We start from the raw sequence: 24,250 nt of genomic DNA on the forward strand, positions 1-24,250 counted from the left end.
CAGGCAAAATGCCCCACGGTTCCGAAACATAAAACCGTTTGACCTCCGGCGGCGTTAAGTTAAACAGCTGTTTATAAACGCATGTTTAACTCTGCTCCATCACGCGAACATGATGCCGAGGCGCGCCGCGAGCGCCTGCTGAAGGCCGCCGCCACCGTCTTTGCCAAAGACGGCTTCGAGAAGGCCAGCCTGCGGGCCATCTGCCTGAAGGCCAAGGCCAACGTGGCCGCCGTGAAGTACTACTTCGGCAGCAAGGAAGGCCTGTACCGCGAGGTCTTTCTCTCCTGCTGCCATCCAAGCAAGGACAAAGATGTGCCGGTCACGCTGGCGGACGGTCATTCGCCGGAGGAGACGATGCGCCGCTGGATCCACCACCTGCTGGATCATCTGCTGCTCAAGCGCGCCTCGAACCCGCTGAAGAGCCAGATCATGGCCCACGAGATGCGCGAGCCGACGCCCTGCCTGAACGATTTCATCAAGCTGGTCGTGCGCCCCTTCCACGAGGAGCTGCAGCGCATCATCGCCGGTGTGCTGGGCAGGCGCGCGGTGGACGAGGACTGCATCCGCTACGGCCACCACATCATCGGCCTGTGCATTCACTACGATCACTGCCGCGTCTTCATCGACCGCCTGGGACCGCCCGTTCCGAAGAGCGAGGCCGAGGTGAAGTGTCTCGCGGAAAACATCGCCAGCTTTGTGCTCGGCGCGCTCTCCGCCCGACGCGCTTCACAACCGAAACCTGCCTCCCGTTCGAAAAATCCGTCATGAGCACTGCCCTCCTCAAACTCCTCCTCGCGCTCGGAATCAGCGGCCTGATTCTCTTCCTGAGCAGTTGCAGCAAAGCGCCCGCTGCAGCCGCTGCCGCGAATGCTCCCGCCGCAGCCAAAGCCCCCGCTCCCATCGCGGTGAAGACGGAGGCCGCGCAAAAGATCTCCATGCCGCGCTACCTGCGCCTCACCGGAGAGATCACCGCCGCGCAGAACGCCGCCGTGGCCGCGGACACCGCTGGCAAGGTCATGGAAACTCCCGTGGAGCGCGGCAGCGTCGTCAAAGCCGGCGACGTGCTGGTGCAGCTGGACAACCGCACCGCCACGCTCAATCTCGCCGAAGCCGAAGCCAATGTGGCGCAGGCGAAGTCGAAGCTCGATCTGGCCGAGAGCGAGGTGAAGCGCAACGCTCCCCTGGCGCAGATGAAGGCCGTGGCGGAGACGGATTTCGCCCGCATCAAAGCCGACCGCGATGCCGCCAACGCGAATCTTGCCGCCGCCCAGGCGCGCCGTGACATGGCGAAGAAGACCCTGGAGGACGCCACCATCCGCGCGCCGTTTGACGGCACCGTGGCCGAGCGCTTCGTGGCCAAAGGCGAATACGTCATGGCAGACTCGAAGGTGGCGCGTGTCATCGATCTGCAGCATCTGCGCCTGCTGGTGAATGTGGCGGAGCCGTCCGTGGGCCTCATCAAGGATGGCCAGACGGTGGAGTTTAGCGTCTCGCCCTATCCTGGCGAGGTCTTCACCGGCACCGTAAAATTCATCGGCGCTGCGGTGCGTGCGGAATCGCGCGATCTGCAGGTGGAGGCGGAGGTCATCAATACCGACGGCCGCCTACGCCCGGGGCTTTTCACCGAGGCCCGCCTGGCCCTGCCGCCGCAGCCCGCCATCACCGTTCCCGCCAGCGCCGTGCGTGCGGACGGCGCCGTGCAGCGCGTGTGGGTGGTGCAGGATGGCAGGCTCAACGAGCGCCTCGTGGAGGTCGGCGAGACCGACAAGGACCGCATCGAAATCCGCCGCGGTGTGCAGAAGGGCGAAAACGTCGTCCTGTCCCCCGGTTCCGACGTGGCAGACGGCCTCCCGGTGCAGAACACCCCCTGACCACATCATGGTATGAAAGACCACGAATTCACACCCAGGCCCCTTTTCCGGTTCTCCCCTATTGTAGCACCGGCTTTAGCCGGTCTGGCGAATGACCCGGTGCCTCGTCACGCGTCCGGACCGGTTAAAGCCGGTACTACAATGCTTCAGAGGGACTCCGCACCGCGCGTCCCCCGGTTCACCGCAGCGCATTAATCCCCTCCCCTTCCCTCTCGCCTCATGCAATGGCTCGCCCGCATCTGTGTTCAGCGTCCTGTCCTCGCCAGCGTCATCGTGCTGGTGTTTGTGGTGGTCGGTTTCATCGGCTACACGCGCCTGCCGGTGGACCGCTTTCCGAAGGTGGACTTCCCCACCGTGGTCGTCACCACCCGTCTGGATGGCGCGACGCCGAAGGAGGTGGAAACACAGATCACCGACCGCATTGAAGAAGCGGTGAATACCGTCAGCGGCATCGATGAACTGCGCTCCGTCTCCAGCGAAGGCATCTCCCAGGTCATCGTGGTTTTCCTGCTGGAAAAAAACACCGACGTGGCCGCGCAGGAAATCCGCGACCGCGTGAACCGCATCATCCCCGAGCTGCCGGAAGATGCCGACCAGCCGATCGTGGAAAAGCTGGACCCCGATGCCGCGCCCATTCTCAATGTGGCGCTCACCGCCGACAAGCCGCAGCGCGAGATCACCGAGTACGCGGACAAGGTGCTGCGCCGCCAGCTTGAAAGCGTGCCCGGCGTGGGCCAGGCCACGCTGCTGGGCGGACGCAAGCGGCAGATCAATGTGTGGCTCGATCCCGTGCGCCTGAAGTCCTTCAATCTCACCGCCATCGATGTGCAGAAGGCGCTGAAGGCGCAGAATGTGCAGATCCCCGCCGGCACCGTGAAGGACGCCGCCAGCCAGGCCGGCCTGCGCGTGCTGGGAAAGGCCGCCTCCGTTGCCGAGCTGACGCAGATGGTGGTGCGTGAAAAAGACGGCGGCATGGTGCGCCTGGGAGACGTGGCCCGCGTGGAGGATGGCGAGGAAGAGCCTCAAACGGCAGCACGGCGCAATGGCGTGCCCACCGTCGTCCTCTCCTTGAGAAAACAGTCCGGTGAAAACACCATCAAAGTGGTGGATGCCGTGAAGGAGCGGCTGGACGAGATGTCCAAAATTCTGCCCGCCGGTTATCAGATCAATGTCGTGCGGGACAACTCCATCGTCATCCGCACCAGCACGCACGCCGTGCAGGAGCATCTAGTGCTCGGCGCACTTTTCGCCGCTCTCATCGTGCTGCTGTTTTTGGGAAACACCCGCGCCACCATCATCGCCGCTCTGTCCATTCCCACCTCCATCATCGCCGCGTTTGGCGTCATGTGGGCGCAGGATGTCACGCTCAATCAGATCAGCCTCGTGGCGCTCGCGCTGGCCGTGGGCATCGTCATCGATGACGCCATCATCGTGGTGGAAAACATCTTCCACCACATGGAGGAAAAAGGCGAGGACGCGCATGACGCCGCCATCAATGGCACGCGGGAGATCGGCCTCGCCGTCATGGCCACCACGCTCTCGCTGCTGGCGGTGTTTGTGCCCGTGGCGTTTCTCAGCGGCATTGTGGGCATGTTTTTAAAGAGCTTCGGCCTCACCATGGCCTTTGCCATCGCGGTGTCCTTGCTCATCAGCTTCACGCTGGTGCCCTCGCTCGCGGCGCGCATGCTGAACCGCAAACGCAAGAGCTGGGCGGAGCGCTCGCTGGAGCGTGTGGTGAATGTGTTCTACCGCCCCATCGAGGCCGTGTACATGATCATGCTGCGCTTCTCCATGCGCCACCGCTGGGTGGTGGTGCTGGCCTGCCTGGGCGCGCTCTTCTCCGTGCCCGTGCTCATGAAAATCGTGCAGAAGAGCTTCATGCCACCCACCGAGGAAGCCGAGTTCCTGGTGAACCTTCGCGTGCCGGAGGGCACCACGCTCGCCTCCACCGATCTCCTCGGCGAGCGCGTGGCGCGCAACATCCGCGAGCTCCCCGGCGTGGAGTCCACGCTGCTCACCATTGGTGACAATGACCAGCGCGTGCCCAACCTCGCCGGCATCTACGTGCGCCTCACCGACCCCGACACGCGCAAAGCCACGCAGCAGGACATCATGGACCAGGTGCGCCAGCAGATTCTGCCGAAATATCCCGCCGAGTGGCGCATGACCGTCATGGCCGTGCCCCCTTTCAACACCGGGCAATCGAGCGCCAACGTGCAGTTCTACGTGGCGGGCCCGGATCTCGACCGCCTCACCAGCGCCACAGACGCCATCATGAAAGAGGCGAAAAACATCCCCGGCATTCGCGACCTGGACTCCACGCTCATCAGCGGCAAGCCCGAGATCACCGCCAGCGTGGACCGCAGCAAGGCGGGGCAGCTTGGAGTGAACATCGCCGATCTCTCCACCACGCTGCGGCTGCTCGTCGGCGGCCTCGATGTCTCCACGTATGATGAAGGCGGCGAGCAGTATGACATTCACCTGCGCGCCGAAGCCGGCTACCGCAACAACCGCGAATCCATGGACCTGCTCTCCGTGCCCGGCGCGGGCGGCGTGCCTGTGGCGCTGAACAACGTGCTCAAGCTCGACCAGACTTCCGGCCCTTCACAAATCGACCGCCTCAACCGCCGCCGCCAGGTGACCATCAGCGCAAACAACGCGCCAGACGTGGGCGAAAGCACGATCGTGGATGCCATCAGTGCGCTCGTGAAAAAGCAGAACCTTCCCGCCGACTACAGCAGCGGAGCCGCAGGCCGCTCCAAGGAAATGGCCCGCACCGGCAAGGCCTTCATGACGGCCTTCCTCATGGCCTTTGTCTTCATGTACCTCATCCTCGCCGCGCAGTTCGAGAGCTGGCTGCACCCCTTCACCATCCTGATGGCGCTGCCGCTCACCCTGCCCTTTGCCATCCTCTCGCTCATCATCTTTGGCCAGTCGCTCAATCTCTTCTCCATGCTCGGCGTGCTGGTGCTCTTCGGCATGGTGAAGAAAAACGGCATCCTGCAGATCGACCACATGATCCAGCTCCGCGAGCATGGCATGGAGCGCCACGAGGCCATCCTCAAAGCCAACAAAGACCGCCTCCGCCCCATCCTCATGACCACGCTCGCCTTCGTGGCCGGCATGGTCCCCATGATGCTCGCACGCGGCGTCGGCGCTGCCTTTAACAACGCCACTGCAGGTGTGATCCTCGGCGGCCAGACGCTCTCCCTCCTCCTCACCCTCCTCGCCACACCGGTCTTCTATTCTTACTTCGACGACATCCTCGAATGGCGCAAACGCCGCGCCGAAAAACGCGCCGCACGCCGTGCTGAAAAAGAAGCCGCGGAGCCCAAGCCGGTGCCCGTGGCGGTTTGAGAACGTGCGATGACTGCGAATGCCGAATGAATGCCAAAGCTCCAAGCACCAGCGCACAGCGCATGAGTAATCGTCATGCACTTGTGCCGCAGCGAAGCACTCCGGCCTTAGCTTGGTCGTGTTTGGCGCACAAGCCTCACGCAAGCACCCACCCGCACCTCCGCCAAACCGCCCGACTGCGAGGACCATCTTACCCCATGGAGCTAACAGCACGCCGACTGCCAGGCCCCTCGCACGCCATGGAGCTCACAGCACGCTCACAGACGGGCGGGCTGTCGCCACACCCGTCCTACGCCAAGCCTCGCTCTCCGGCCGTAGGCATTCCTCATTCGTCATTGATCTCGCTTCGCTCAACCCTTCGGGCTCCTTCCAGTCGTCTATCTCACTTCGTTCGATTCTGGTTTCGTCATTGACCCCCGCCCTCTTCCTCATGGCACCTTCCGCACTACGCTCCTGCTTCATCCCCGTCCTCTTCGGGCTCGCCGCCTGCACGGTCGGCCCTGACTACCACAAGCCGGACACCACCGACATCACCCCCGCCAAATGGCGCTGGCAGGCGAGCGCGCCGAAGGACGACGCCCCGAAGGGCGACTGGTGGACGATCTTCCACGATAGCGAGCTGAACCGCGTCGAAGCACTCGCGCTCGCGGACAATCAAAACGTGCGCGCCGCGTATGCGCGCATCATGCAGTCACGTGCCAATGCCCGCGCTGCAGCCACCGACTGGTTTCCCAACATCACCGCGAATTCAAAAGACAAACGCGAGCGCACCTCCGCGCATCTGCCCACGCCCGTGCCGGTGAGAATTCCCTCCGCGCAGATCAACACCTTCAGCGAAACCCTGGACCTCAGCTACGAGCTCGATCTGTGGGGCAAGGTGCGCCGCAACTTTGAATCCGCCCGCGCCCAGGCCGAATCCAGCGCGGCAGACTACAACAACATCCTCCTCACCCTCACCGGCGATGTGGCGGCCACGTATTTCCAAATCCGCGCGCTCGATGCCGATCTCGCCTCGCTGCGCCGCACCATCGACCTGCGCGAAAAAAGCCTCGCCATTATCCAGCAGCGCTTCACCGCAGGCACCATCCAGGAGACCGACCTGCTGCGCTCCAAAACCGAAGTCGCCACCGCCAAGGCCGAGCTCGCCGACATCAAACGCCAGCGCCAGGAAGCTTCTGACAATCTCTCCCTGCTCTGCGGCGTGCCCGCCACAAGCTTCCGCATCGCCGAGCGCCCGCTGCATGGCGCACCGCCCACCATCCCCGCCGGCGTGCCCGCCGCCGTGCTGGAGCGCCGCCCGGACGTGGCCTCCGCCGAGCGCCTCGTGCAGGCACGCAATGCCGACATCGGCGTGGCCACCGCCGCGTATTTCCCCGCCATCAGCCTCACCGCGCAGGGCGGTTATTTGAGCAAAAACACCAGCGATCTCTTCACCGCCGACAGCCGCGTGTGGTCCATCGGCCCCAGCATCAGCCTTCCCGTCACCGGCTTCGCCCTCATCCATGCCAACGTGAAACGCAGGCGCGAAGCACGGGAGGAAGCCATCGCCACCTACCGCCAGACCGTGCTCGCCGCACTCAAAGACGTGGAGACCACGCTCGCCCAGACCCGCTACCGCGGCGAACAAGCCTCCGCCCAGAGCGAAGCCCTCACCGCCGCCTCCCAGGCCGCCGAACTCACCCGCGCCCGCTATGACAGCGGCGCCGCCAGCTACCTCGAATTCCTCGACGCCGAACGCACAAGATTGCAAACCGAACGCCAGACCAACCAGGTGACCGCCCAAAGATTCATCGCCACCGTGAAACTCGTGAAGGCCATGGGCGGCGGGTGGTGAGGCGCAAAGGCAGGGCGGTTGGTCCTCCAACCGCCGCGCTCCGCGCCCACACTGACGTCCGCATTTGCCCCCAGCCCCACCCCGAGCCTCCCTCACGCGCCTACCACAGAGGCTCGAATTACCATTCAAACCATTGGATTACAATGATCTGAATCGTCACTTCGTAGATAATGCCTGGCATTATATTCCTTCCGGTTTTTAGGTTCAGCGCTCCTGGAACTGGCACTCCACAGCACACCTCTCGGCGCGGAGGCTCGGATGTAGGTCGGTATTCCGATACCGATTCGGTGCCGTCTCGGTATCGGAAGACCGAGCTACATCCGGGCAGCGCTGCGGTGAGCGAGTGGGTTCACGGCGTGCTCTACGCCAGAGTTGAGGTAGAAAAATGGGTGGTGGAAAGATTTTCCAGAATTCTTAATTCTGAAATTTTTCTACCCCTAATCTTTCTACCTTTCACACGTCACTTGCTCATCAAGCAGAATGATGACCGCCCTCAGCCGGGTGCCGTTCTGCCTGCCATCTTCTTATGTCCGTGGCTCGGACGAGCCGTCACGCTCAGCATTTTGGCGCTCGTAGTCTCGGATGTCGAGGTATCTGATCAGCACTCCTGCCACGATCAAAACAAGGCCGGCACCACTCCACTTAAAAAGGAGAGAAATCGCCACGACCAAGGCTGTCGCGATCACCAGGATCAGCATGCCACGCTTGGCATTCCCCGGAATCACAAACACCCAGCGCATGAGCTTTAACATCTTAGAATCATGCACATCGAAGTTCACAGGTCCAGCTCCAAGCCGGTGTTGTGGGGTGCGGCGTGTCACACATCACAAACCATCGCCGCATGCCGCAGCGCCAGCACGGGGTCGCTCCAGGTGGGGATGAATTCGTGGGCGACGAAGTCGTGGTAGCCGATCTCCAGCAGCGCCTGCATGACGGCGGGGTAGTTGATCTCCTGGTGCTCGTCCAGTTCGCAGCGGCCGGGGTTTCCAGCGGTGTGGATGTGGCCGATGGAGTCCTTGTGGATGCGCAGGCGGCGGATGACGTCGCCGTTCATGATGCTGACGTGGTAAATGTCGAAGAGCAGCTTGAAGTTCGGGCTGCCGATCTGCTTGATGAGGTCCACGCAGAAGTCCACGTCATCGCCGAAGTAGCCGGGGTGGCCTTTCATGGGGTGGGAGCTGTCCCGGGAGTTCAGGTGCTCCAGCACGAGGGTGATGCCCTTCTTCTCGGCGAGCGGCAGCACGACCTTCCAGGTGTCCAGGCAGTCCTTGATCGCCTTGTCGCGGTCCATGCCCTCAAATTTCATGCCGGTGAAGGTGATGACTTTTTTGCAGCCGACGTCTGCCGCCACATTGATGCCCTCGGTGAGCTTGGCGATGACCTCGTCGCGGAACTTGGGGTTGCAGGGGCCGTTGCTGAAGCCGTGGCCGGAGACGAGGGAGATGTCCAGCCCCAGCGCCTTCACGTCCGGGTAGTACTTCCGGTCGATGCCTTCCATGCCCACGAGTCCGATGTCTTTGCAGTGTTTGGCCAAAACGACGGTGTCCATCGGCTTGAAGCACCAGCCCATGACGGTGTGCCGGATGCCATGGTTCTTGATGACGTAGGCCGGATCTGCCGCCGCTTTGTCGATGGAGACTGCGCCAAGGCGGGTGGTGGAGGCAGCGGTGGCAGCAAGGGCGGTGGTGAGGAAGTGGCGGCGGTTCATGGCTGGCGGAAAAGTCGAGAGGGGCAAGGGATGGTCAAGGAATGTGAGTGGGCGGCGGAACGGCGTCGAGTGGGGGCGTTGGAGAAAGGGCCGAGTGATGGAGGAGAAGATCTGGGAAGGCACACTGGGGGGAAGCGAGGGCTGTCTCAGAAGAGTGCCCGCGCAAGGCATGAGGTGAAACGATGCGAGAGTTAGTTTCCTATGTAGTTTCAGATTTGATGGCGCGGGAGAGGAGAGCCTGAAACGAAGGCTTCGTTACTCATGTGAGTGCGCCGCTGTTGCGAGTGATTGAGGGAGCAGGAGAAACGGTGCAAGCGCTAGGGTAAACCAAGAAACGTTTTATACGTTACATTGTCAAGGAAGGGAGAAAGAGGAGCGGTGACTACAATGTGTGAGCAACTCCATGAGCGGATTGTGAGTGCGAGCGGAGAAGAAGGCGGGGGCGGTGTATTCGCTGAAGCGCTAAAGAAACGAAACTATCGTTTCTTCTTCCGCGCATAGCTCTGTGGCTTTCCAGCAACCCGGAGGAATCCCTTCCTTTTTGAATCATTCCTATACCGTGTTATTATCTGTTATTTCTTTGTATATAAGCGCATTTAACAATCAAACAGGCGCGGATAAAGAAACGCTTGAACCGTTACTTATAACTTAGACACAAACAGGGCAGCGTTCTAACCCCAAGTCCCTTTTATCACGGATCCCAACGGAGCAGGGCAATGCTTCCTAGCTGTCGCCCACAGGCGAAAAGGGTCTCTCCTCTTCCCATCGAAGATGTGAAGACTCCTCCAGATCGAGGTTTGAAGAAGGGTCGGGTGAGGGGTCTGAGATGCGCTTTCCGGAGGCGGGGTCGGCGAACAGGAACGCCCCGCACTGCGGTCGTCTCCCTGAAGACCTGTTTTCTTTTTCAGCGGGTGACTAGGGCGGGGAGAGGGTTGGCCCGGCTTGCCACCTGACCTCATTGCTGATTGGTCGATTTACCAGCGAACTGAAACCTTTTTATCGTTACTTTTAACAACCCAAGCGTAGAACCCATTGCATAGAAAATCGGTCTTCAGGCGTGCATCGGCAATGACACAAGGCACGCTGGCGGAGGCTGTGAATATCCCGCAAAGCAAGTTCGCCGTGGCGCGAGTCAATAGAAACGCTTTTATCGTTACGTTTTACCCCTACCCACAGGCGGGGCCTGTTATGAATCGCTCCCATTATTCATCGACCTCCCAGCCCCTCGCCTCAGTCCGATAACCCTGTGAACTTCCTCACGAACCGTCCGCCCCGGTACAAGCGCGCAACGCCATTGCAACGCCATAACCGTTACTTTCCAATACAGAAGGTGGAGAAGATGACATCAAGAATGCGTTCGACATCGACCTGCCCGACGACGTCGCCGAGGGCCTGAAGCGCTTCGCGGATTTCCAAGGCGATGAATTCGGGGGCAGCGTTACTTTCCAAGGCAGCGCGGGCGGCGTGGAGGCGCTCGGTGCAGCGTTCGAAGGCGGCCTTGTGGCGGGCGTTGATGGCCACGGGGTGGTCGGCTGCCAGAGGGCCAGCGGTGGCGATGACGGCGCGGATGGCGTCCCTCAAGGACTCGATCCCCTGCCCCGTGACACAGGAAACGGCGACGGCGTTAGGTTCGGCGCTCCAGCCGGGGTGGACTCCGAGGTCGGCTTTGTTGAGAATGAGGATGCGGCGGCGGTCGAGCTCCGGCGGGAGGTTGAGGCGGGAGTTCGTTTGAGCCGCGGGGGCGGAGCTGGGTGTCGCAGGGTGCTCACCTGCCAATTCGGGGTTGTCTCGATATCGGATTTCCGAGCTAGAGCCGGGCGCGTCCGGGTCTGGGGATGGCGGGGGCGCTGGTCGACAGACAGAAGGTTCTGTCGTACCATTGGGGCGGCTGGCGTCCACGACTTCGAGGACGAGGTCGGCGCGTTCGAGTTCGCGCTCGGTGCGCTGGATGCCCACGCGCTCGATATCGTCCCCGGCTTCGCGGAGGCCGGCGGTGTCCACCAGGCGCAGGGGGATGCCATGGACCTGGATGATCTCCTCAATCGTGTCCCGCGTGGTACCGGCGGTGGGGCTGACGATGGCGCGCTCAAAGCCGAGCAGCACATTGAGCAGGCTGCTTTTCCCCACATTCGGAGCGCCGGAGATCACGGTGCGGGCACCATGGCGCAAAATGCGGCCCTGCTCGGAGGTGGCGATGAGTTTTTGCGCCCGGTCCAGCACGGCCTCCAGGCGGCGGATCAGGCTGGCCCCGGTTTCCGGCGAGATGTCTTCCTCGGGAAAATCAATGTAGGCCTCGATGTGGGCCAGCACCGGGATGATCTCCTGCTGCATGGCCGTGGCCTCGCGCCCGATGGCTCCGCCGAGCTGTTCATTGGCCGCGCGCAAGGCCAGGGTGCTCTGGGCGTGGATCAGATCCATCACCGCCTCGGCCTGCGTCAGGTCCATCTTGCCATTTAAGAAGGCGCGCTGGGTGAACTCCCCCGGCTCCGCCGCCCGCGCGCCGCTGGCCAGCAGCCGGTCCAGCACGCGCTGGGTCACGAGCACGCCGCCATGGCCGTGGAATTCGATGACGTCCTCCCCGGTGTAGCTGGCGGGGCCTTTGAAGTGCAGCAGCAGGCCTTGGTCCAGCATGCTGCCGTCCGCGTCCACCACGGGCACCAGGTGGGCCTGGCGGGGCTTCAAACTCGGCGGCAGGCGGAAGGCGCGGGTCGCCACGCCCAGCGCCTGCGGGCCGGACACGCGCACCACGCTGATCGCAGCCTCTCCCAAGGCGGTGGATATGGCGACGATGGTGTCATGAAGCATGGGCGGAGGGTGTGGTTTGGCACCTCAAAAATCAACCCTCCTTGTTCGACAATTCGTCGATCACGCACGGCGGGGAGGCTCTGCAGCCGGGCGGAAGGGGGGGGGCGAAAGTTGCGACAAAGCAGTTCTTCCGCGTTGAAGTCTTGATCCGTCCTTAAGAAATGCGTATGCTCGGAGTCTTTCCAACCCGAAATGCCCGTTCACGCATGTTAAATTCCAAATTCCAAGAACCTTTCGTGGGTCCATGGGCGCCGCGGCATGTCTCGTGGTTGGAAATGGCGTGCTATTTTGGCGGGGCGCTTCTGGTGGCGGCCCTCGGCACCTTGTGGATCCTCCGGCGCGGCGGCATCATCGGGATGGATGCCCCCGACACCCGCCGGAAGCTGCACGAGAAGGCCATCTCCCGCCTCGGGGGCGCCCCCATCTTCGTGGCGGTGGGCCTGGCCTCGCTGGTGGCGGGCTACATCGGCGGCCTGGGGTGGACGCGCTGGCTGCCCGTGGCGCTGTGCAATGCGCTGATCTTCAGCGTAGGTTTTGTGGATGACCTGAAGCCCCTGGGGGCCAAGGTCAAGCTGGTCGGACAGGTAGGCACAGCGCTTATCCTGTACTCCCTCGGCGTGTCCATTGATATCCTGAGCAATCCTTTTGGCGAAGGTGCGCTAACGCTCGGCTGGTGGAGCCTGCCCATCACACTGCTCTGGCTGGTGACCATCCCCAACATCGTCAATCTCATCGATGGAATGGACGGGCTGGCGGGGGGATTTGGGCTGTTTTTGTGCCTGACGCTGGCCTTCCTGGGCTACTACCGTGGCCAGCCCGATGTGCTGGTGGTGTCCCTGGCCATGGCGGGCGCACTGGCGGGCTTTCTGATCTTCAATCTCCCCCCGGCCAAGATTTTCCTGGGCGATGGCGGAGCCTACTTGATCGGCTTTTTCATCGCCTCCGTCTCGCTTTTCACCTCGGACAAGGGCTCCATCATCGGCGCGCTGCTGGTCATCATCATCGCCCTTGGCGTGCCGATTCTGGACACGCTGTTTGCCATCCTGCGCCGGGCCATCCGCGGTGTTTCCATTTTTAATGCAGACGCCGAGCACATCCACCACCGGCTCATCCTGCTGGGGTACAGCAAGGGGCGCGCGCTGGCGGCCATGTACGCCGTGTGCCTGGCACTGAGCCTTGTGGGGCTGAGCATCCTGATGACGAAGGGCATCGCCCTGCCGATGGTGGGAGCCATCCTCTTTCTCTTTGCACTGGGGGCGGCCCGCTACCTGGGCTACGTGCGCAGCTGGTCCAATTTCCGCACGCAGTTGGGCGAGGTGATGGAGCGGCGGCGGCAGCGCGAGTTCTTCCGCGCCTACGGCCGTGTGCTGGACTTTGAAGTGGAGCACTGCGAGGATTTCCGCAGCTTTGACAGCCTGTTTCAGCACGGGCTCGGGCGCATGGGGCTGAGCGTGCAGGCGGTGGTGGGCTACCAGCCTGAAATCCTCACCCTGGGCGGAGGCAGGCAGTTCACCCTCTACCGGCCCAAGGACGGCACCGAGCTCAATGAGTGGCACCTGCGTCTGGATGTGCTGCTGCCCGCCCTGGAGCGCTGCCTGGAGAAATGGAGCACGCTCCCGCTGAGCAGCCAGATCCCCGCACCTGCGGCGCACGTCCCCCTAGTCCCGCCCTCCATCACGGCATGAATGATGACGCCCCCATGATCGACGAGTCCTCGCAGAAAAAGCATCCCCTGCTCGCCGCTGACGACTCCCCCGGGGACGTGCTGCGCCCGCTGGAAGCCAGCCGTGAAAACACCTCCGAGAGCAGCCCGGAAAGCGCCCCGGAAGCCCCTCGCGAGAGCCGCCGGCGCAGAAGCCGCCGCAGCCGCCGGGAGAGCACTCCCAGCGAGGAAGAGGAGGACGAAGGAGAGGACGATCTGGCGAGCACGCAGGAGAGGAATTACGAGGTCACCGGCGCCGCTTGGAAGGGCTGGGCCTTTGCCGCGCTGCCCGTGCTCGCCTGCTTGTTTGGCGCCGGGCGGGAATCGTGGTCCAAGGGACTCATCGCCACGCTGATGGGCCTGCTGCTGCTGTTCTTTGCCCCCAAGCGCAAGCTGCCCTCCCTGCCCCTGTTTTGCCTGCTGGGGGCGCTTGCTGCCCCGCTGCTGGTTTTCCTGCCAAACTCCTGGTTCGGGCAGGCCCCGGCCTGGCGCACGACGCTGGTACAGGACTGGGACATCCACCTTTCCACCACCCTCACGCCGCAGGCCGGCGTGGCGCTGGAGGGCTGGCTGGTCTTTGCCATGTGCGGCGTCTGGCTGTACTGGTGCCTGACACGCGGCTTTTCAGACGGGCAGCGGCGCGGCGTGGTGCAGACGCTGGCCTTCGGCGGCGTGCTGCTGTGCGTGCTTTCCATTTTGGAGTACCTCAAGGTGGTGCAGATCCCCTGGTGGCCGCGCAATACCAAGGAGTGGGGCAATGCCTTCGGCCCCTTTGCCAATCGCAACCACATCAGCAGCATCGCGGCGATGACCTGCGTGCTGTGCGCGGCGGGCGGGTACGATGCCTTCCGGCGCGGCTCCCGGCTGTGGCTGCCCTGCCTGCTGGGCTTCGTCCCTCCGGTGACCGCCATTCTCATGAACAGCTCCCGCGCAGGCGTGGTGCTGCTGCTGCTGGGCATCATGGTATGGATGGGCACCATTGCCATGAAGCGCGGCTTTTTCCAGAAGCTGGCGGTCTCCACTTCACTGGTCTTCATCATCGCCACCCTTCTGGTGATGTCCGGCGGGAATGTGTCCAAACGCTTCACGGAGGGCGGCATCACCGAGTTTGCCTCGGACAATGGGCGCGGCTCCCTCTTTGTGGAGACGCTCAAGATGTGGCTGGACTCCCCGTGGACGGGCGTGGGCATGGGAAATTTTGACGCCACCTTCCCGCAGTATTCCAGGATGGCGGTGCACGCGCGGCGCTTTCTGCACCCGGAGAGCGATCTGCTGTGGCTGCTCACCGAAGGCGGGCTGCTGACGGTGCTGCCAGCGCTGGGGCTGGTGCTGTGGATCTTCCTCTCCACTGGCCCGTGGTATGGGAAGAAGCGCAAGTCCGGCATGGCGGACCGCCGCCTGCGAAATGCCGCCGCCATCGTCTTCGGGCTCGGCGCGCTGCATGGCCTGGGGGACGTGCCCAGCCACGGCCTTGGCTACGCTGTTTTCATGGCCCTGCTGGCGGGCATCGCCATCCGCCCACGGCGGCTGCCGGACGCCGCCAGCACCTCCCAGCGGCTGATGCTGCGCCTCTGCGGCCTGCCGCTGCTGGCACTCGGCGCGGCATGGCTGGCCATCGCACTCGGGCACCCCGTGCTGCCCGGCACCAGCTCCGCCGAGGCCCTGCGCGCCCGCGCCGGAAAGCTGGCGGACTCCGGCTCCCCCGCCGGCGCACTGCCGCTGATGGACCAGGCCATCGAACTGGCACCCATGGACTTCCGCTACTACTACGAGCGCGCCTGCCTGCGCCTGCGCCTGGGCCAGCCCAAGGAGGAGGCCATGCTGGACTTCTCCCGCAGCCGGGCGCTGGACAAAAACTACGCCCTGCTCTGCTTCTCCGAAGGTGTGTACTGGCTGGACTACGACCCGCAGTACGCTGTGGTGAGCTGGCGCGAGGTCCTGCGCCGCTTCCCTGAGGCCGCCGGCGGCACCTACGGCTACTTCAGCAGCATGCTCGGCCATTCCTACCAGCACCCGGAGCTGCGCGAGCCCCTGTGGACGCTGGCCACCAAGTCGGAGCTGAAATTTGAATTCCTCAAAACCGTGCGCACGCGGGAGGAGTTTGAGCGCTGCCTGCGCAGCCTGCTGGAGCAGCAGCCGGACCTGCGCGGTCTGGAGTCCCCCCAGCGGCAGACGCTCTTCAGCATGTGGTACCAGTATGGCAGCCAGGAAACCCTCGTCGCCGCACTGGAGGCCAACCCCAGGTGGCGGGACGACGGCTGGCGCATCCTCGCGGAGCACTACGCGCGGAACTCCGACTTCCAGCGGGCCGTGCAGGTGGTGATGCCCTACCTGCCCTCGGTGAATCGCACCGCCCCCGGCACCAGCACGGACATCCCCACCCTGGAGCGCGCCTTTGTGTACAATCCCACTGACGCCCGCCGCGGCATCGACCTCTTCCAGGCCCAGAAGACCCAGGGCGACTACGACGGCGCGCTGCGCACCCTGGAAAGAGTGATGACCATCCCCAACGCCCCCGCCTACATCCGCCAGGAAATCGCCAGCCTGTACATGGCGAAGCAGGACTACCGCCGCGCCTGGGAAGCCATGCGCGAGGCCATGGAGGCGATGCAGAAGAAGTAGCGGGGTGGCACGGATGCCGCCCTTCCGTGCAGAGGGGTGAATGCCGATTTAACAGGGATTTCAGGGTTTCCCATCCAGGGCGGTGCGCATCCCGCATTGCCTTTGTCTGCCAGCCCGTTATTCTAAAGGCCATGTCCGCTCCTGACACCGAACCTCGCATTGAACCGGCCACCATTGAAGACCTGCCTCAGCTGGTGGAGCTGCTCATGGCTCTGTTCAGCGAGGAGGAGGATTTCAAACCGGACCGCGCCAAGCAGGAGCATGGCCTGCGCCTCATCCTGGAGCAGCCAAACCGGGGGCGCATCTTTGTGCTGCGCACGGACCACAAGGTCATCGGCATGATCAATCTGCTCTTCACCATCAGCACCGCGGAGGGCGGGCTGGTGCTCATCATGGAAGACGTCATCGTGCATCCGCAGCACCGCCGCCAGGGGTATGGCGGGCGGCTGCTGGAGCATGCCATCGAGTTTGCGCGGGAGAAGCGCTTCCGCCGCATCACGCTGCTGACGGACCGCATCAGCGCGGACTCGCAGTCCTTCTTCCAGCAGCACGGCTTCCAGTTCTCCAAGATGATCCCCATGCGGCTGGTCTTTTGACGCCAGGCTGCCACGCAAGACGTACCCCGTTGACAAACGCCACCGCACGCCAGGCTCCCATGCACACGCAGTTCCTCGCCTTGCTCCACCGGCCCGAAGGCGGCACGGCCCCGGTGCCGCGCCAGATTCTGGAGGCGTCCGACTGGGCGGTGCTCTTCACGCTGGGCACGCTGTTCTTCCTGCTGGGCGCCTTTGCCATGTGGGCCTGGCTCATCTGGCGGCGCACCACCCGTCCGGAGCCGCATGTAAAGCTCCTCATGGAGCTGGAGGAGGAAGAGCAGGAGGCAAACGGCCGCAAAGCCCCCTCCCCTGCCGCCCCGGCGGAGGAGTCCAGTCCCCAGGCGGCCCCCTGGGAGCAGTCCGCTGACTGGTGGAAGAAAGCGGACCCATGACATCTGCATGAGCGAGAAGCCCTCCCTGTTTCACGGACTGCGCGCGCGCACCCACTACCTCACGCGCAACCGCCGCTTTCTGCTGCGCACCGCTGCGTCCATCATCGCCATCGGCACCATCATTGCCAGCGCCATCGTCATTGGCAGCCCGCATGAGGACGGCCCGGCGCACCCCGTGTTCGTCTCCGCCGCCCTGAACAAGGTGCGGGAGGACTGCCAGCACCTGGAGCGTGAGACCTCGCCGCATCCGCGTGAGCTGGCCAGGTGGCTGCGCATGCTGGTGGCGCAGATCCCGCAGCTGATGAAGGACAACGACGCTGCGGCTTACCAGAGCTTTGTGGAAAAGGGAAAAATAGGCGGGTATGACGTGGAGCACCTCCTCCAGCAGCACGCCACCTCAGACGCGCCTGCCGGCCTTTTCCGCGACTACCTGGCGGCCACGCTGGATGCCGATGCGGCGGCGTTCCGCCAGCTGCAGCAGAAGGCCGCGGCCATGCCCCCGGAGATGCTGGCGGGAGAGCTTTTTGGCAGCGTGGAAAAGCGGCGGGACGACATCCCTGCGGCCATCCAGGCCTTCTACACCGAGGGCCTGCACTTTCCTGACGCCGCCTCCGCACGTGAGGAAGCCCTGCGCCTGGCCGTGACGCAGCGAGACCTGCCCATGCTGCGCACCATGGCCGCGCAGCCCGGCTGGATCGAGCAGGCCCACCCGCTGCTGCAGCACCATGCGGGCTCCCTGCTGGGAGATGTGTGGATGCAGTGGCACGGCCTCATCCGCCACCGGCTCGATGAGCTCCCCTACGGCATCCTCACGCTGGCCGTGTTTGCCGCGGGGTTGTGGTATTTCATATTAGTGCAGCACAGCGACCACGAGCGCTGGCGCTGGGTACGCCCCGTGGCCGCGCTCACCGCGGGCATCGCCAGCGTGTGGCCCACGCTCACCATCCTGGCCTTTCAGGAGTACCACCAGGGCATGACCTCGGAAGCCCCCTTCCCTTACGATGTGCTGTACTGGGTGGGTGGAGTGGGGCTGCGGGAGGAGGGCTGCAAGCTGGCGCTGTTCTGCCTCTTTCTGCCCTGGCTGCTGTGGAGGCGCACGCCCGGGCTGGCCCTGCTCACCGGCGCCTTCGTGGGCCTGGGGTTCGCGCTGGAGGAAAACATCGGCTACTACCAGGAGCACCTCGGCGCCATCGCCTGGACGCGCTTTGTTTCCGCCAATTTCCTGCACATCTCCCTCACCGGCATCTGCGCGCACAGTTTGTATCGCATGCTGCTCACCCGCTTTGCCCGGGCGGAGGAGTTTCTCACCACCTTTGGCATGGCCGTGGTGGCCCATGGCGCCTACGACTACTTCTGCGAGGACAAATTCGAGGACCATGGCTGGTTTTCCACCATCATCCTCGTGCTGTGCGCCGCGCGCTTCATCGACCTCCTCTCCCAGGAGACGCGTCCGGCACGGCTCACCATCTCGCCGCGGGCGGTCTTCATCTTTGGCTCCGCGGCATTGATCGCCGTCTCCATCGTCATCGGTGCCTGGACCACCCGCACCATGGCCGGCGTGGCCGAGGCCGGCAAAGACTGCCTCAGCATGGTCCCCATCGCGATGCTGTACTGGCGGAAGTTTGAGAACGCGTAAGCTGGCCGCATCGTCAAAAAAGTGACAATAGAAGACGCTCTCCACCCGTCAAAGGTCGGCATGAGCATGCTCCGATATCTGCCCCTCCTCCTCTGCGCCCTCACAGCCACGCTCGCGCAGGCAGCCGAGCCGCTCACCGTGTCCATGAAAGTCTCGGGCCTGTTTGCCAAAGGCTACTCATGGCAGCTCGCCATCGCTGATGATGGCGCGGCAAAGCTCACAGTGGAGAAACCCGGCGCTCCGGTGCATGAGTCTCTTCAAATCCCTCCCGCCAGGCTCGCAGAACTCCGCGAACTGCTGCAGCGCGAGCGCTTTTTTGACCTCGGCGCGAGCTACGGCGTTGTCGTCCCCGATTCCAGCACCACCACCCTCAGCGTTCACGTGGGCAAGCGCACACACACCGTGGAGCTGCAGTATCTCCGCACCGATGACCCGCACATCGAGGAAATGCGCCGCGCTCTCCGCGTCTCCATCTTTCTCCGCGGCCTCTTTCAAAACCCCGACGCCGTGGACCTGCGCCGCTATGACGAGATGCTGCTCAAGGATTCTCCCAAGTGAATGAATTCCCCACGTGAAGCGAAGCAAATGAGCCGGCTTCACGCACTCCGCACCCTCGAAGCGCTTGGCAATCTCCCCTGCCCTGCGCATGCTGTGGCATGAGCTGGTTTATACACTCCTTCTGGACCGAGACGCTCGCGCTCATCTCCATCGTGGGTTCCGTCACCGCGCTGCTGCATCTTTTCCTGCGGCACCGGGACTACCGCTCCGCAGCGTTTTGGACGGCCATGATCGTGCTGGAGCCGCTCTTCTCGCCGCTGCTCTATCTGCTGCTTGGCATCAACATCCTGCGGCGCAGCGGGCGGCGCTACCGCAGCGGCATCAATGAGCCCTGGCGCGATCCCGTGCCGGACCAGCCTCTGCCGTTTTCTGACACAGACGGCTGCGCGGCGCAGGAGCACCAGCAGCTGGCGCGCACGCTGGACCGCATCTCCCGCTTCAGCCACACGCATGGGAACCGCCTCGAAATCCTGCACAATGGAGACGAAGCCATGCCGCGCATGCTGCAGGCCATCCGCAGCGCCAGGGAAAGCGTCTCGCTGGCCAGCTACATCTTTGAGGCCACCGGCATCGGCGCGGACTTCGTGGCGGAACTCTCCGCCGCCGTGAAGCGCGGCGTGCAGGTGCGCGTGATGATTGACGATGCCGGCACCCGCTACTCCTGGCCGCCCGTGGTGGATGCCCTGGAGAAGGCCGGAGTGACCGTGCGGCGCTTCATGCCCAGCCGCATGATCCTGCGCATCATCACCATGAACCTGCGCAATCACCGCAAGATCCTCGTCGTGGACGGCCGCACCGCCTTCACCGGCGGCATGAACATCCGCGAGGGAAACATGGTCTCCCGCAAGCCCGCGCACGCCGTGCATGACCTGCACTTTGAAGTCACCGGCCCCTGCGTGGCGCAGATCCAGCGTGTGTTTGCCGAAGACTGGGCCTTTTGCACCACCGAGGTGCTGGAGGGCCCGCTGTGGTTCCCTGATTTGCGTGTCACCGGCACCACCACCGCCATCGGCATCGTGGACGGTCCGGATGAGGACATGGAGGTCATGCCTGCCGCGTTTTTTGCCGCACTCAACGCTGCACGTGAAGAGGTGAAAATCGTGACCCCGTACTTCCTGCCCAATGCCGTGCTCATGGCCGCGCTGCGCCTCTGCGCCGTGCGCGGCGTGAAGGTCACCATTCTCACCCCGGGGCAGAACAACATCCCCATCGTCGGCTGGGCCGCGCGCACGCTGTACCCCGAGCTGCTCTCCGTGGGCTGCCGCATTTTTGAGTCCGCGCCGCCGTTTGACCACTCCAAGATTTTCCTCATCGACGGCGTCTGGTCCTTCCTCGGCTCCACCAACTGGGACCCCCGCAGCCTGCGCCTGAATTTTGAGTTTAACCTGGCCTGCCACGATGCGGAGCTGTGCCGCCGGCTCTCGGAGGAGATGGACGCCAAGCTGGCACACAGCCGGGAGATCACGCACGAAATGCTGGAAAACGCGCCCACCTTTCAGCGCATTCGCAACGGCTTCGTGCGCCTGTTCATACCCGTGCTCTGAGAAAATTTGCAGCTTTGGCCAAAACGAAACGTATCTAGGGACGTTCCATTCCAGCCATGACGCGCCACTCCACCGCCTCCCCTTCCCTTACCAGCCGCTGCTGGCATGGCGGGCGGGCCTTTTTTTCCTGGAATAAACTCAGCGCCTCCCGCGTCGTATCCGCACCCATGCCGCGCATGCCAGCCGTCCCATTCCATTCCTGTTTCTAAACCCTTTGCCCCGGCAGACGGGGCCGCTGCCGCGCACAGTCCCAACGCGCACCACTCGACTCAACACAACTCAAACAATCCTGACCCAATCATGAAGAAACTCATCGCACTCGCCTTCGCTCTCGTCGCTTCCGTCGGTTTCGCCGCCGAATTCCCGGACATCAGCATCGCCGACCTCAAGCAGGCCATCGCTGACAAGAAAGTGACCGTCATCGACGTGAACGGCGCTGCCTCCTACAAGGCCGGCCATGTGCCAGGCGCCATCGACTTCGCCTCCCAGGGCTCCAATCTCGCCAGCGTGCTTCCTGCCGACAAGAACGCCCTCGTCGTCGCCTACTGCGGTGGCCCTGCCTGCAGCGCCTACAAGGCTGCCGCCAACGCCGCCAACAAGCTCGGCTACACCAACGTGAAGCACCTCTCCGCCGGCATTTCCGGCTGGAAGGCCGCCAAGGAAACTCTGGAGCCAGCGAAGTAATCCCTCGCTCAAATTCCACCCACCGGGTGTGCGGGAGCCAATCCTGCCACCCGGTTTTTTTGTGCCTTTTCCTCATGACCTCCACTGCTCCCAAGATCCCCTCAAGCCCACCCCTCACTCCGAGCAGCCTCCGCACTTCAAAAATCAACAATCGATGGCTCGTCAATGCGTTCTCCGAAGCTCGCAGAGCGAAGGATGAATCGTCAATCACGCACAGCCTGCGCCCACAAGGGTGAAATGAGAGCACGGCCAAGGTACCACGTGGGCGCTGGGAAAAGAAGACTGGAGGAAAGGGGGAGAGTGACGAGGCGGCAGGCTCCGCTGGGAGGAAGGATTTCAGGGACGCGCACAGCGCATCCCTACCGTCCAGCGTTGAGCGTGCCGCAGGGCAGGCAGGGCACCGCTGTGTCGGGGCCGAAATTTCGGGTCTGAATTGTGACCCTGCACGATCGCCGATCACCCATTTCTGAAGTATTACTAAGCTGGCGCCCACACTTCCATCGCCAGGCTCGCCGCGCCCAGGGCACCGGCATTGTCCCCCAGCGTGGAGGGCACCACCTTCATGCCCGTGCTGCGCATCGCAGGCATGAGTGCCACCGCCTTCTCGACGATCGCAGAGCAGAAGCGCTCTCCCAGCACCGTCAGCGGCCCATGCAGGATGAACACACCCGTGTCCGTGATCATCTGCAGAAGGCCGATCACCCGCGCAAAATCGCCGCACACGGCATCCCATTCCGGCCCGGTGACTTCGGCAACCGCCGAAAGCCCGCCGCGCAAATCCTCGGGCAGCTTTGCCTGCGGCCCCAGGCCGGCCAGCCGCCGCCACGTGGCAGGCGCGCTGAGCGCATGGTGCAGCTCCTGGCTTCTGCCACCGGGATCGTCCATCAGCGGCCAGGGCCAGCGCCCCACTTCACCAGCGGCATGGTGCGCACCTTCGATCACCCGGCCATCCTGCACCATGGCCACGCCGAATCCGCTGCGCGGTCCGAGGATCACATAATCATTCAGGCCGTGCCCCAGGCCAAACCAGCGCTCCGCGTGCGCGATCGCCCGCAGGTTGTTCTGCAGCGTCACCGGCACGTTCAGCTTGGCGCTGATTTTTTCGACCACCGGCACCTGGTTCCAATCGGGAATAAAGGCATAATGAATGCCCACTCCGGCCTGCGCATCCACCAGGCCCGGCACGCCCAGGCCCACGGAAAACAGCGGGCCTTGCATCGAGGCGGCCAGCCTGGCCACACAGATCAAAATCGATTTGATCACCTGGTCTGCCACCACCTCGGCCGGCAGCACCTGCTCCACCGAAGCCCGGGCATCGCCGGAAAAGTCCACCCCCACTGCCTGAATGCGCTGCGCATTGAACTCCACCCCGGCGAACCATCCTGCCTCCGGCTGCGTGGTCAGCACGCGCCGCGGACGCCCCATGGGCCCTTGATTCAGACCGGACTCATTGAGGTATTTGTCGGCGATCAGCTGGTCGACATACAGCCCGGTGGTGGACGGAGAGATGCCCAGCACCTTGGCCAGCGTGGTGCGCGAGGTGGCCTTGCCGCTGCGGATGTGGAGCACCGCCGCGCCAAGAGTTTCACGTTGAAAAACTGGGTTTTTTCGCATTCGAATAAAAGACCTCTTGCTCCTCTATCTGTCCAGCAGGATCAGTGGATTCACATCAACATTATCATTCATAATGGACTTACCCATCCGCACCCCTGACCGCAAGTGTGAAGTCGCATGGTTCTCCGCCCTCTGTTCGGACGATTACGAATTCCTCGGCATTCCTGACGGCTCCATCCGCTCCAGCTATGAACACTGCGGCGACATCGTGAAGAAGGCCGACGCCCTCGGCTACCAGAACATCCTCCTGCCCTCTGGCTGGATCGCCGGGCAGGATGCGCTGGCCTTTGCCTCCGCCATGGCCCCCCAGACCGCGCAGATCAATCAGCTCGTCGCCCTCCGCATGGGGGAGGTCTGGCCGCCCATGCTAGCCCGCGCCTTGGCCACCGTGGACCACATCGCCAAAGGCCGCCTCTGCATCAACATCATCTCCTCCGACATGCCCGGCCTGAAGGAGAGCAACGAAGTGCGCTACGCCCGCGCCAGCGAGATCATTCAAATCCTCCAAGGTCTGTGGCGCACCGACGGCCCCTTTGAATGGAAGGGCGAATTTTACAACATCAGCCTGCCCACCACCGAACCCGCCAAGCCCTACCAGCAAAACGGCGGCCCCCTGCTCTACTTCGGCGGCATCTCCCCCGCCGCGCAGGAGCTCTGCGCCAAGCACTGCGATGTCTTCCTCATGTGGCCGGAGACGGAGGACCGCATCGCTGAAACCATGCGCGTCATGTCCGAAAAAGCCGCCGCTCATGGCCGCAAGATTGACTTCGGCTTCCGCGCCCACGTCATCGTCCGCGAAACCGAAGCCGAAGCCCGCGCCGCCGCCGACCGCCTCATCTCCAAACTCACCGCCGAAAAAGGCGCCGAGATCAAAGCCCGCTCGCAGGACAGCCAGAGCGCCGGCGTGAAACGCCAGGACGAACTCCGCGCCCAAAGCAGCGATCTCTACATTGAGCCTCACCTCTGGAGCGGCATCGGCCTCGCCCGCAGCGGCTGCGCCAGCGCCATCGTGGGAGGTCCCGATCAAGTCCTCGCCAAACTCAACCGCTACATGGACCTCGGCATGCGCGCCTTCGTTCTCAGCGGCTACCCCCACCTGGAAGAGTGCGACCTCTTCGCCAAACACGTGCTGCCCAAGCTGCCAACCTGCCGCCTCAACGAACTCCAAGGCCGCCGCGTTCCCGATCCCGTCACTCCGCTGACCACCGCTCCGCGCCGATAACGTCGTCCTCGTCCTCGTCCTCGTCCTCCTACTCGAACTCGTCCTCGATCAAGGAGCACCGTTTAAAGTTTCAGCTTTAAAGTCACAAGCCACCTCCGCCCCTGC

At 63.5% G+C, this 24,250-nt stretch carries 17 protein-coding genes; 13 read left to right on the top strand and 4 right to left on the bottom strand.

Going from position 1 to position 24,250, the window contains the following annotated elements; translation table 11 throughout:
- The first annotated feature begins 81 nt into the window (after window positions 1–81).
- From ACILSO_RS30130 to ACILSO_RS30145, 4 genes are all read left to right on the top strand, one after another.
- Window positions 82–768 (top strand): CerR family C-terminal domain-containing protein, encoded by a 687-nt coding sequence (locus ACILSO_RS30130; protein ID WP_395741208.1) that lies wholly within the window; start codon window positions 82–84, stop codon window positions 766–768.
- Window positions 765–1,871 (top strand): efflux RND transporter periplasmic adaptor subunit, encoded by a 1,107-nt coding sequence (locus ACILSO_RS30135; protein WP_395741209.1) that lies wholly within the window; start codon window positions 765–767, stop codon window positions 1,869–1,871. The genes ACILSO_RS30130 and ACILSO_RS30135 overlap by 4 nt, the downstream gene beginning before the upstream one ends.
- Before the next feature lie 219 nt (window positions 1,872–2,090).
- Complete coding sequence (locus tag ACILSO_RS30140) at window positions 2,091–5,228, top strand: efflux RND transporter permease subunit (RefSeq protein WP_395741210.1); 3,138 nt, start codon at window positions 2,091–2,093, stop codon at window positions 5,226–5,228.
- 430 nt (window positions 5,229–5,658) lie between these two features.
- On the top strand, window positions 5,659–7,062 hold the full coding sequence (locus tag ACILSO_RS30145) for an efflux transporter outer membrane subunit (RefSeq protein WP_395741211.1): 1,404 nt from the start codon (window positions 5,659–5,661) through the stop codon (window positions 7,060–7,062).
- Window positions 7,063–7,586: 524 nt separating this feature from the next.
- On the opposite strand, the gene ACILSO_RS30150 is transcribed toward ACILSO_RS30145, so the two are convergent.
- The 3 genes from ACILSO_RS30150 to mnmE form a co-directional block, all read right to left on the bottom strand.
- On the bottom strand, window positions 7,587–7,841 hold the full coding sequence (locus tag ACILSO_RS30150) for a hypothetical protein (RefSeq protein WP_395741212.1): 255 nt from the start codon (window positions 7,839–7,841) through the stop codon (window positions 7,587–7,589).
- Between the two features lie 38 nt (window positions 7,842–7,879).
- On the bottom strand, window positions 7,880–8,770 hold the full coding sequence (locus ACILSO_RS30155; protein WP_395741213.1) for a TIM barrel protein: 891 nt from the start codon (window positions 8,768–8,770) through the stop codon (window positions 7,880–7,882).
- Between the two features lie 1,311 nt (window positions 8,771–10,081).
- Window positions 10,082–11,575, bottom strand: coding sequence for a tRNA uridine-5-carboxymethylaminomethyl(34) synthesis GTPase MnmE (gene mnmE, locus ACILSO_RS30160; RefSeq protein WP_395741214.1), 1,494 nt, complete (start codon window positions 11,573–11,575; stop codon window positions 10,082–10,084).
- A gap of 275 nt (window positions 11,576–11,850) precedes the next feature.
- On the opposite strand from mnmE, the gene ACILSO_RS30165 reads away from it, so the two are divergent.
- The 8 genes from ACILSO_RS30165 to ACILSO_RS30200 all read left to right on the top strand — a co-directional run bounded on the left by ACILSO_RS30165 (window position 11,851) and on the right by ACILSO_RS30200 (window position 21,309).
- Window positions 11,851–13,260, top strand: a complete 1,410-nt coding sequence (locus ACILSO_RS30165) for an MraY family glycosyltransferase (protein ID WP_395741215.1) — start codon at window positions 11,851–11,853, stop codon at window positions 13,258–13,260.
- Entirely contained in the window at window positions 13,257–15,899 is a 2,643-nt protein-coding gene (locus tag ACILSO_RS30170; RefSeq protein WP_395741216.1) for an O-antigen ligase family protein, read from the top strand. The genes ACILSO_RS30165 and ACILSO_RS30170 overlap by 4 nt, the downstream gene beginning before the upstream one ends.
- A 131-nt stretch (window positions 15,900–16,030) precedes the next feature.
- Window positions 16,031–16,495, top strand: coding sequence for a GNAT family N-acetyltransferase (locus ACILSO_RS30175; protein ID WP_395741217.1), 465 nt, complete (start codon window positions 16,031–16,033; stop codon window positions 16,493–16,495).
- 59 nt (window positions 16,496–16,554) lie between these two features.
- The gene (locus ACILSO_RS30180) at window positions 16,555–16,887 is read left to right on the top strand and encodes a hypothetical protein (RefSeq protein ID WP_395741218.1); all 333 of its coding nucleotides are present in this window, start codon (window positions 16,555–16,557) and stop codon (window positions 16,885–16,887) included.
- 7 nt (window positions 16,888–16,894) lie between these two features.
- Window positions 16,895–18,523 carry a PrsW family glutamic-type intramembrane protease gene (locus ACILSO_RS30185; protein ID WP_395741219.1) on the top strand — a complete coding sequence of 543 codons (1,629 nt, stop codon included), beginning with the start codon at window positions 16,895–16,897 and terminating at the stop codon, window positions 18,521–18,523.
- Window positions 18,524–18,583: 60 nt separating this feature from the next.
- Window positions 18,584–19,081, top strand: coding sequence for a hypothetical protein (locus ACILSO_RS30190; protein WP_395741220.1), 498 nt, complete (start codon window positions 18,584–18,586; stop codon window positions 19,079–19,081).
- Window positions 19,082–19,179: 98 nt separating this feature from the next.
- Window positions 19,180–20,625 carry a cardiolipin synthase gene (gene cls, locus ACILSO_RS30195; RefSeq protein WP_395741221.1) on the top strand — a complete coding sequence of 482 codons (1,446 nt, stop codon included), beginning with the start codon at window positions 19,180–19,182 and terminating at the stop codon, window positions 20,623–20,625.
- 300 nt (window positions 20,626–20,925) lie between these two features.
- Complete coding sequence (locus ACILSO_RS30200) at window positions 20,926–21,309, top strand: rhodanese-like domain-containing protein (RefSeq protein WP_395741222.1); 384 nt, start codon at window positions 20,926–20,928, stop codon at window positions 21,307–21,309.
- 477 nt (window positions 21,310–21,786) lie between these two features.
- Here ACILSO_RS30200 and ACILSO_RS30205 read toward each other — a convergent pair whose 3' ends face one another.
- Window positions 21,787–22,923: an ROK family protein gene (locus ACILSO_RS30205; RefSeq protein WP_395741223.1), complete on the bottom strand. Its 1,137-nt coding sequence runs from the start codon at window positions 22,921–22,923 to the stop codon at window positions 21,787–21,789.
- Between the two features lie 73 nt (window positions 22,924–22,996).
- Between ACILSO_RS30205 and ACILSO_RS30210 the strand changes: the two genes are divergently transcribed.
- Window positions 22,997–24,145 carry an LLM class flavin-dependent oxidoreductase gene (locus tag ACILSO_RS30210; protein WP_395741224.1) on the top strand — a complete coding sequence of 383 codons (1,149 nt, stop codon included), beginning with the start codon at window positions 22,997–22,999 and terminating at the stop codon, window positions 24,143–24,145.
- Window positions 24,146–24,250: the final 105 nt, after the last annotated feature.

The organism is Prosthecobacter sp., from assembly GCF_044226605.1.
Taxonomy (GTDB): domain Bacteria; phylum Verrucomicrobiota; class Verrucomicrobiia; order Verrucomicrobiales; family Verrucomicrobiaceae; genus Prosthecobacter.

Bases quoted from the DNA above. Each gene is read 5' to 3' on its own strand.
- ACILSO_RS30130 (WP_395741208.1), top strand. From the start codon at position 82: ATGTTTAACTCTGCTCCATCACGCGAACATGATGCCGAGGCGCGCCGC.
- ACILSO_RS30135 (WP_395741209.1), top strand. From the start codon at position 765: ATGAGCACTGCCCTCCTCAAACTCCTCCTCGCGCTCGGAATCAGCGGC.
- ACILSO_RS30140 (WP_395741210.1), top strand. From the start codon at position 2,091: ATGCAATGGCTCGCCCGCATCTGTGTTCAGCGTCCTGTCCTCGCCAGC.
- ACILSO_RS30145 (WP_395741211.1), top strand. From the start codon at position 5,659: ATGGCACCTTCCGCACTACGCTCCTGCTTCATCCCCGTCCTCTTCGGG.
- ACILSO_RS30155 (WP_395741213.1), bottom strand. From the start codon at position 8,770: ATGAACCGCCGCCACTTCCTCACCACCGCCCTTGCTGCCACCGCTGCC.
- mnmE (WP_395741214.1), bottom strand. From the start codon at position 11,575: ATGCTTCATGACACCATCGTCGCCATATCCACCGCCTTGGGAGAGGCT.
- ACILSO_RS30165 (WP_395741215.1), top strand. From the start codon at position 11,851: ATGGCGTGCTATTTTGGCGGGGCGCTTCTGGTGGCGGCCCTCGGCACC.
- ACILSO_RS30170 (WP_395741216.1), top strand. From the start codon at position 13,257: ATGAATGATGACGCCCCCATGATCGACGAGTCCTCGCAGAAAAAGCAT.
- ACILSO_RS30175 (WP_395741217.1), top strand. From the start codon at position 16,031: ATGTCCGCTCCTGACACCGAACCTCGCATTGAACCGGCCACCATTGAA.
- ACILSO_RS30180 (WP_395741218.1), top strand. From the start codon at position 16,555: ATGCACACGCAGTTCCTCGCCTTGCTCCACCGGCCCGAAGGCGGCACG.
- ACILSO_RS30185 (WP_395741219.1), top strand. From the start codon at position 16,895: ATGAGCGAGAAGCCCTCCCTGTTTCACGGACTGCGCGCGCGCACCCAC.
- ACILSO_RS30190 (WP_395741220.1), top strand. From the start codon at position 18,584: ATGAGCATGCTCCGATATCTGCCCCTCCTCCTCTGCGCCCTCACAGCC.
- cls (WP_395741221.1), top strand. From the start codon at position 19,180: ATGAGCTGGTTTATACACTCCTTCTGGACCGAGACGCTCGCGCTCATC.
- ACILSO_RS30200 (WP_395741222.1), top strand. From the start codon at position 20,926: ATGAAGAAACTCATCGCACTCGCCTTCGCTCTCGTCGCTTCCGTCGGT.
- ACILSO_RS30205 (WP_395741223.1), bottom strand. From the start codon at position 22,923: ATGCGAAAAAACCCAGTTTTTCAACGTGAAACTCTTGGCGCGGCGGTG.
- ACILSO_RS30210 (WP_395741224.1), top strand. From the start codon at position 22,997: ATGGACTTACCCATCCGCACCCCTGACCGCAAGTGTGAAGTCGCATGG.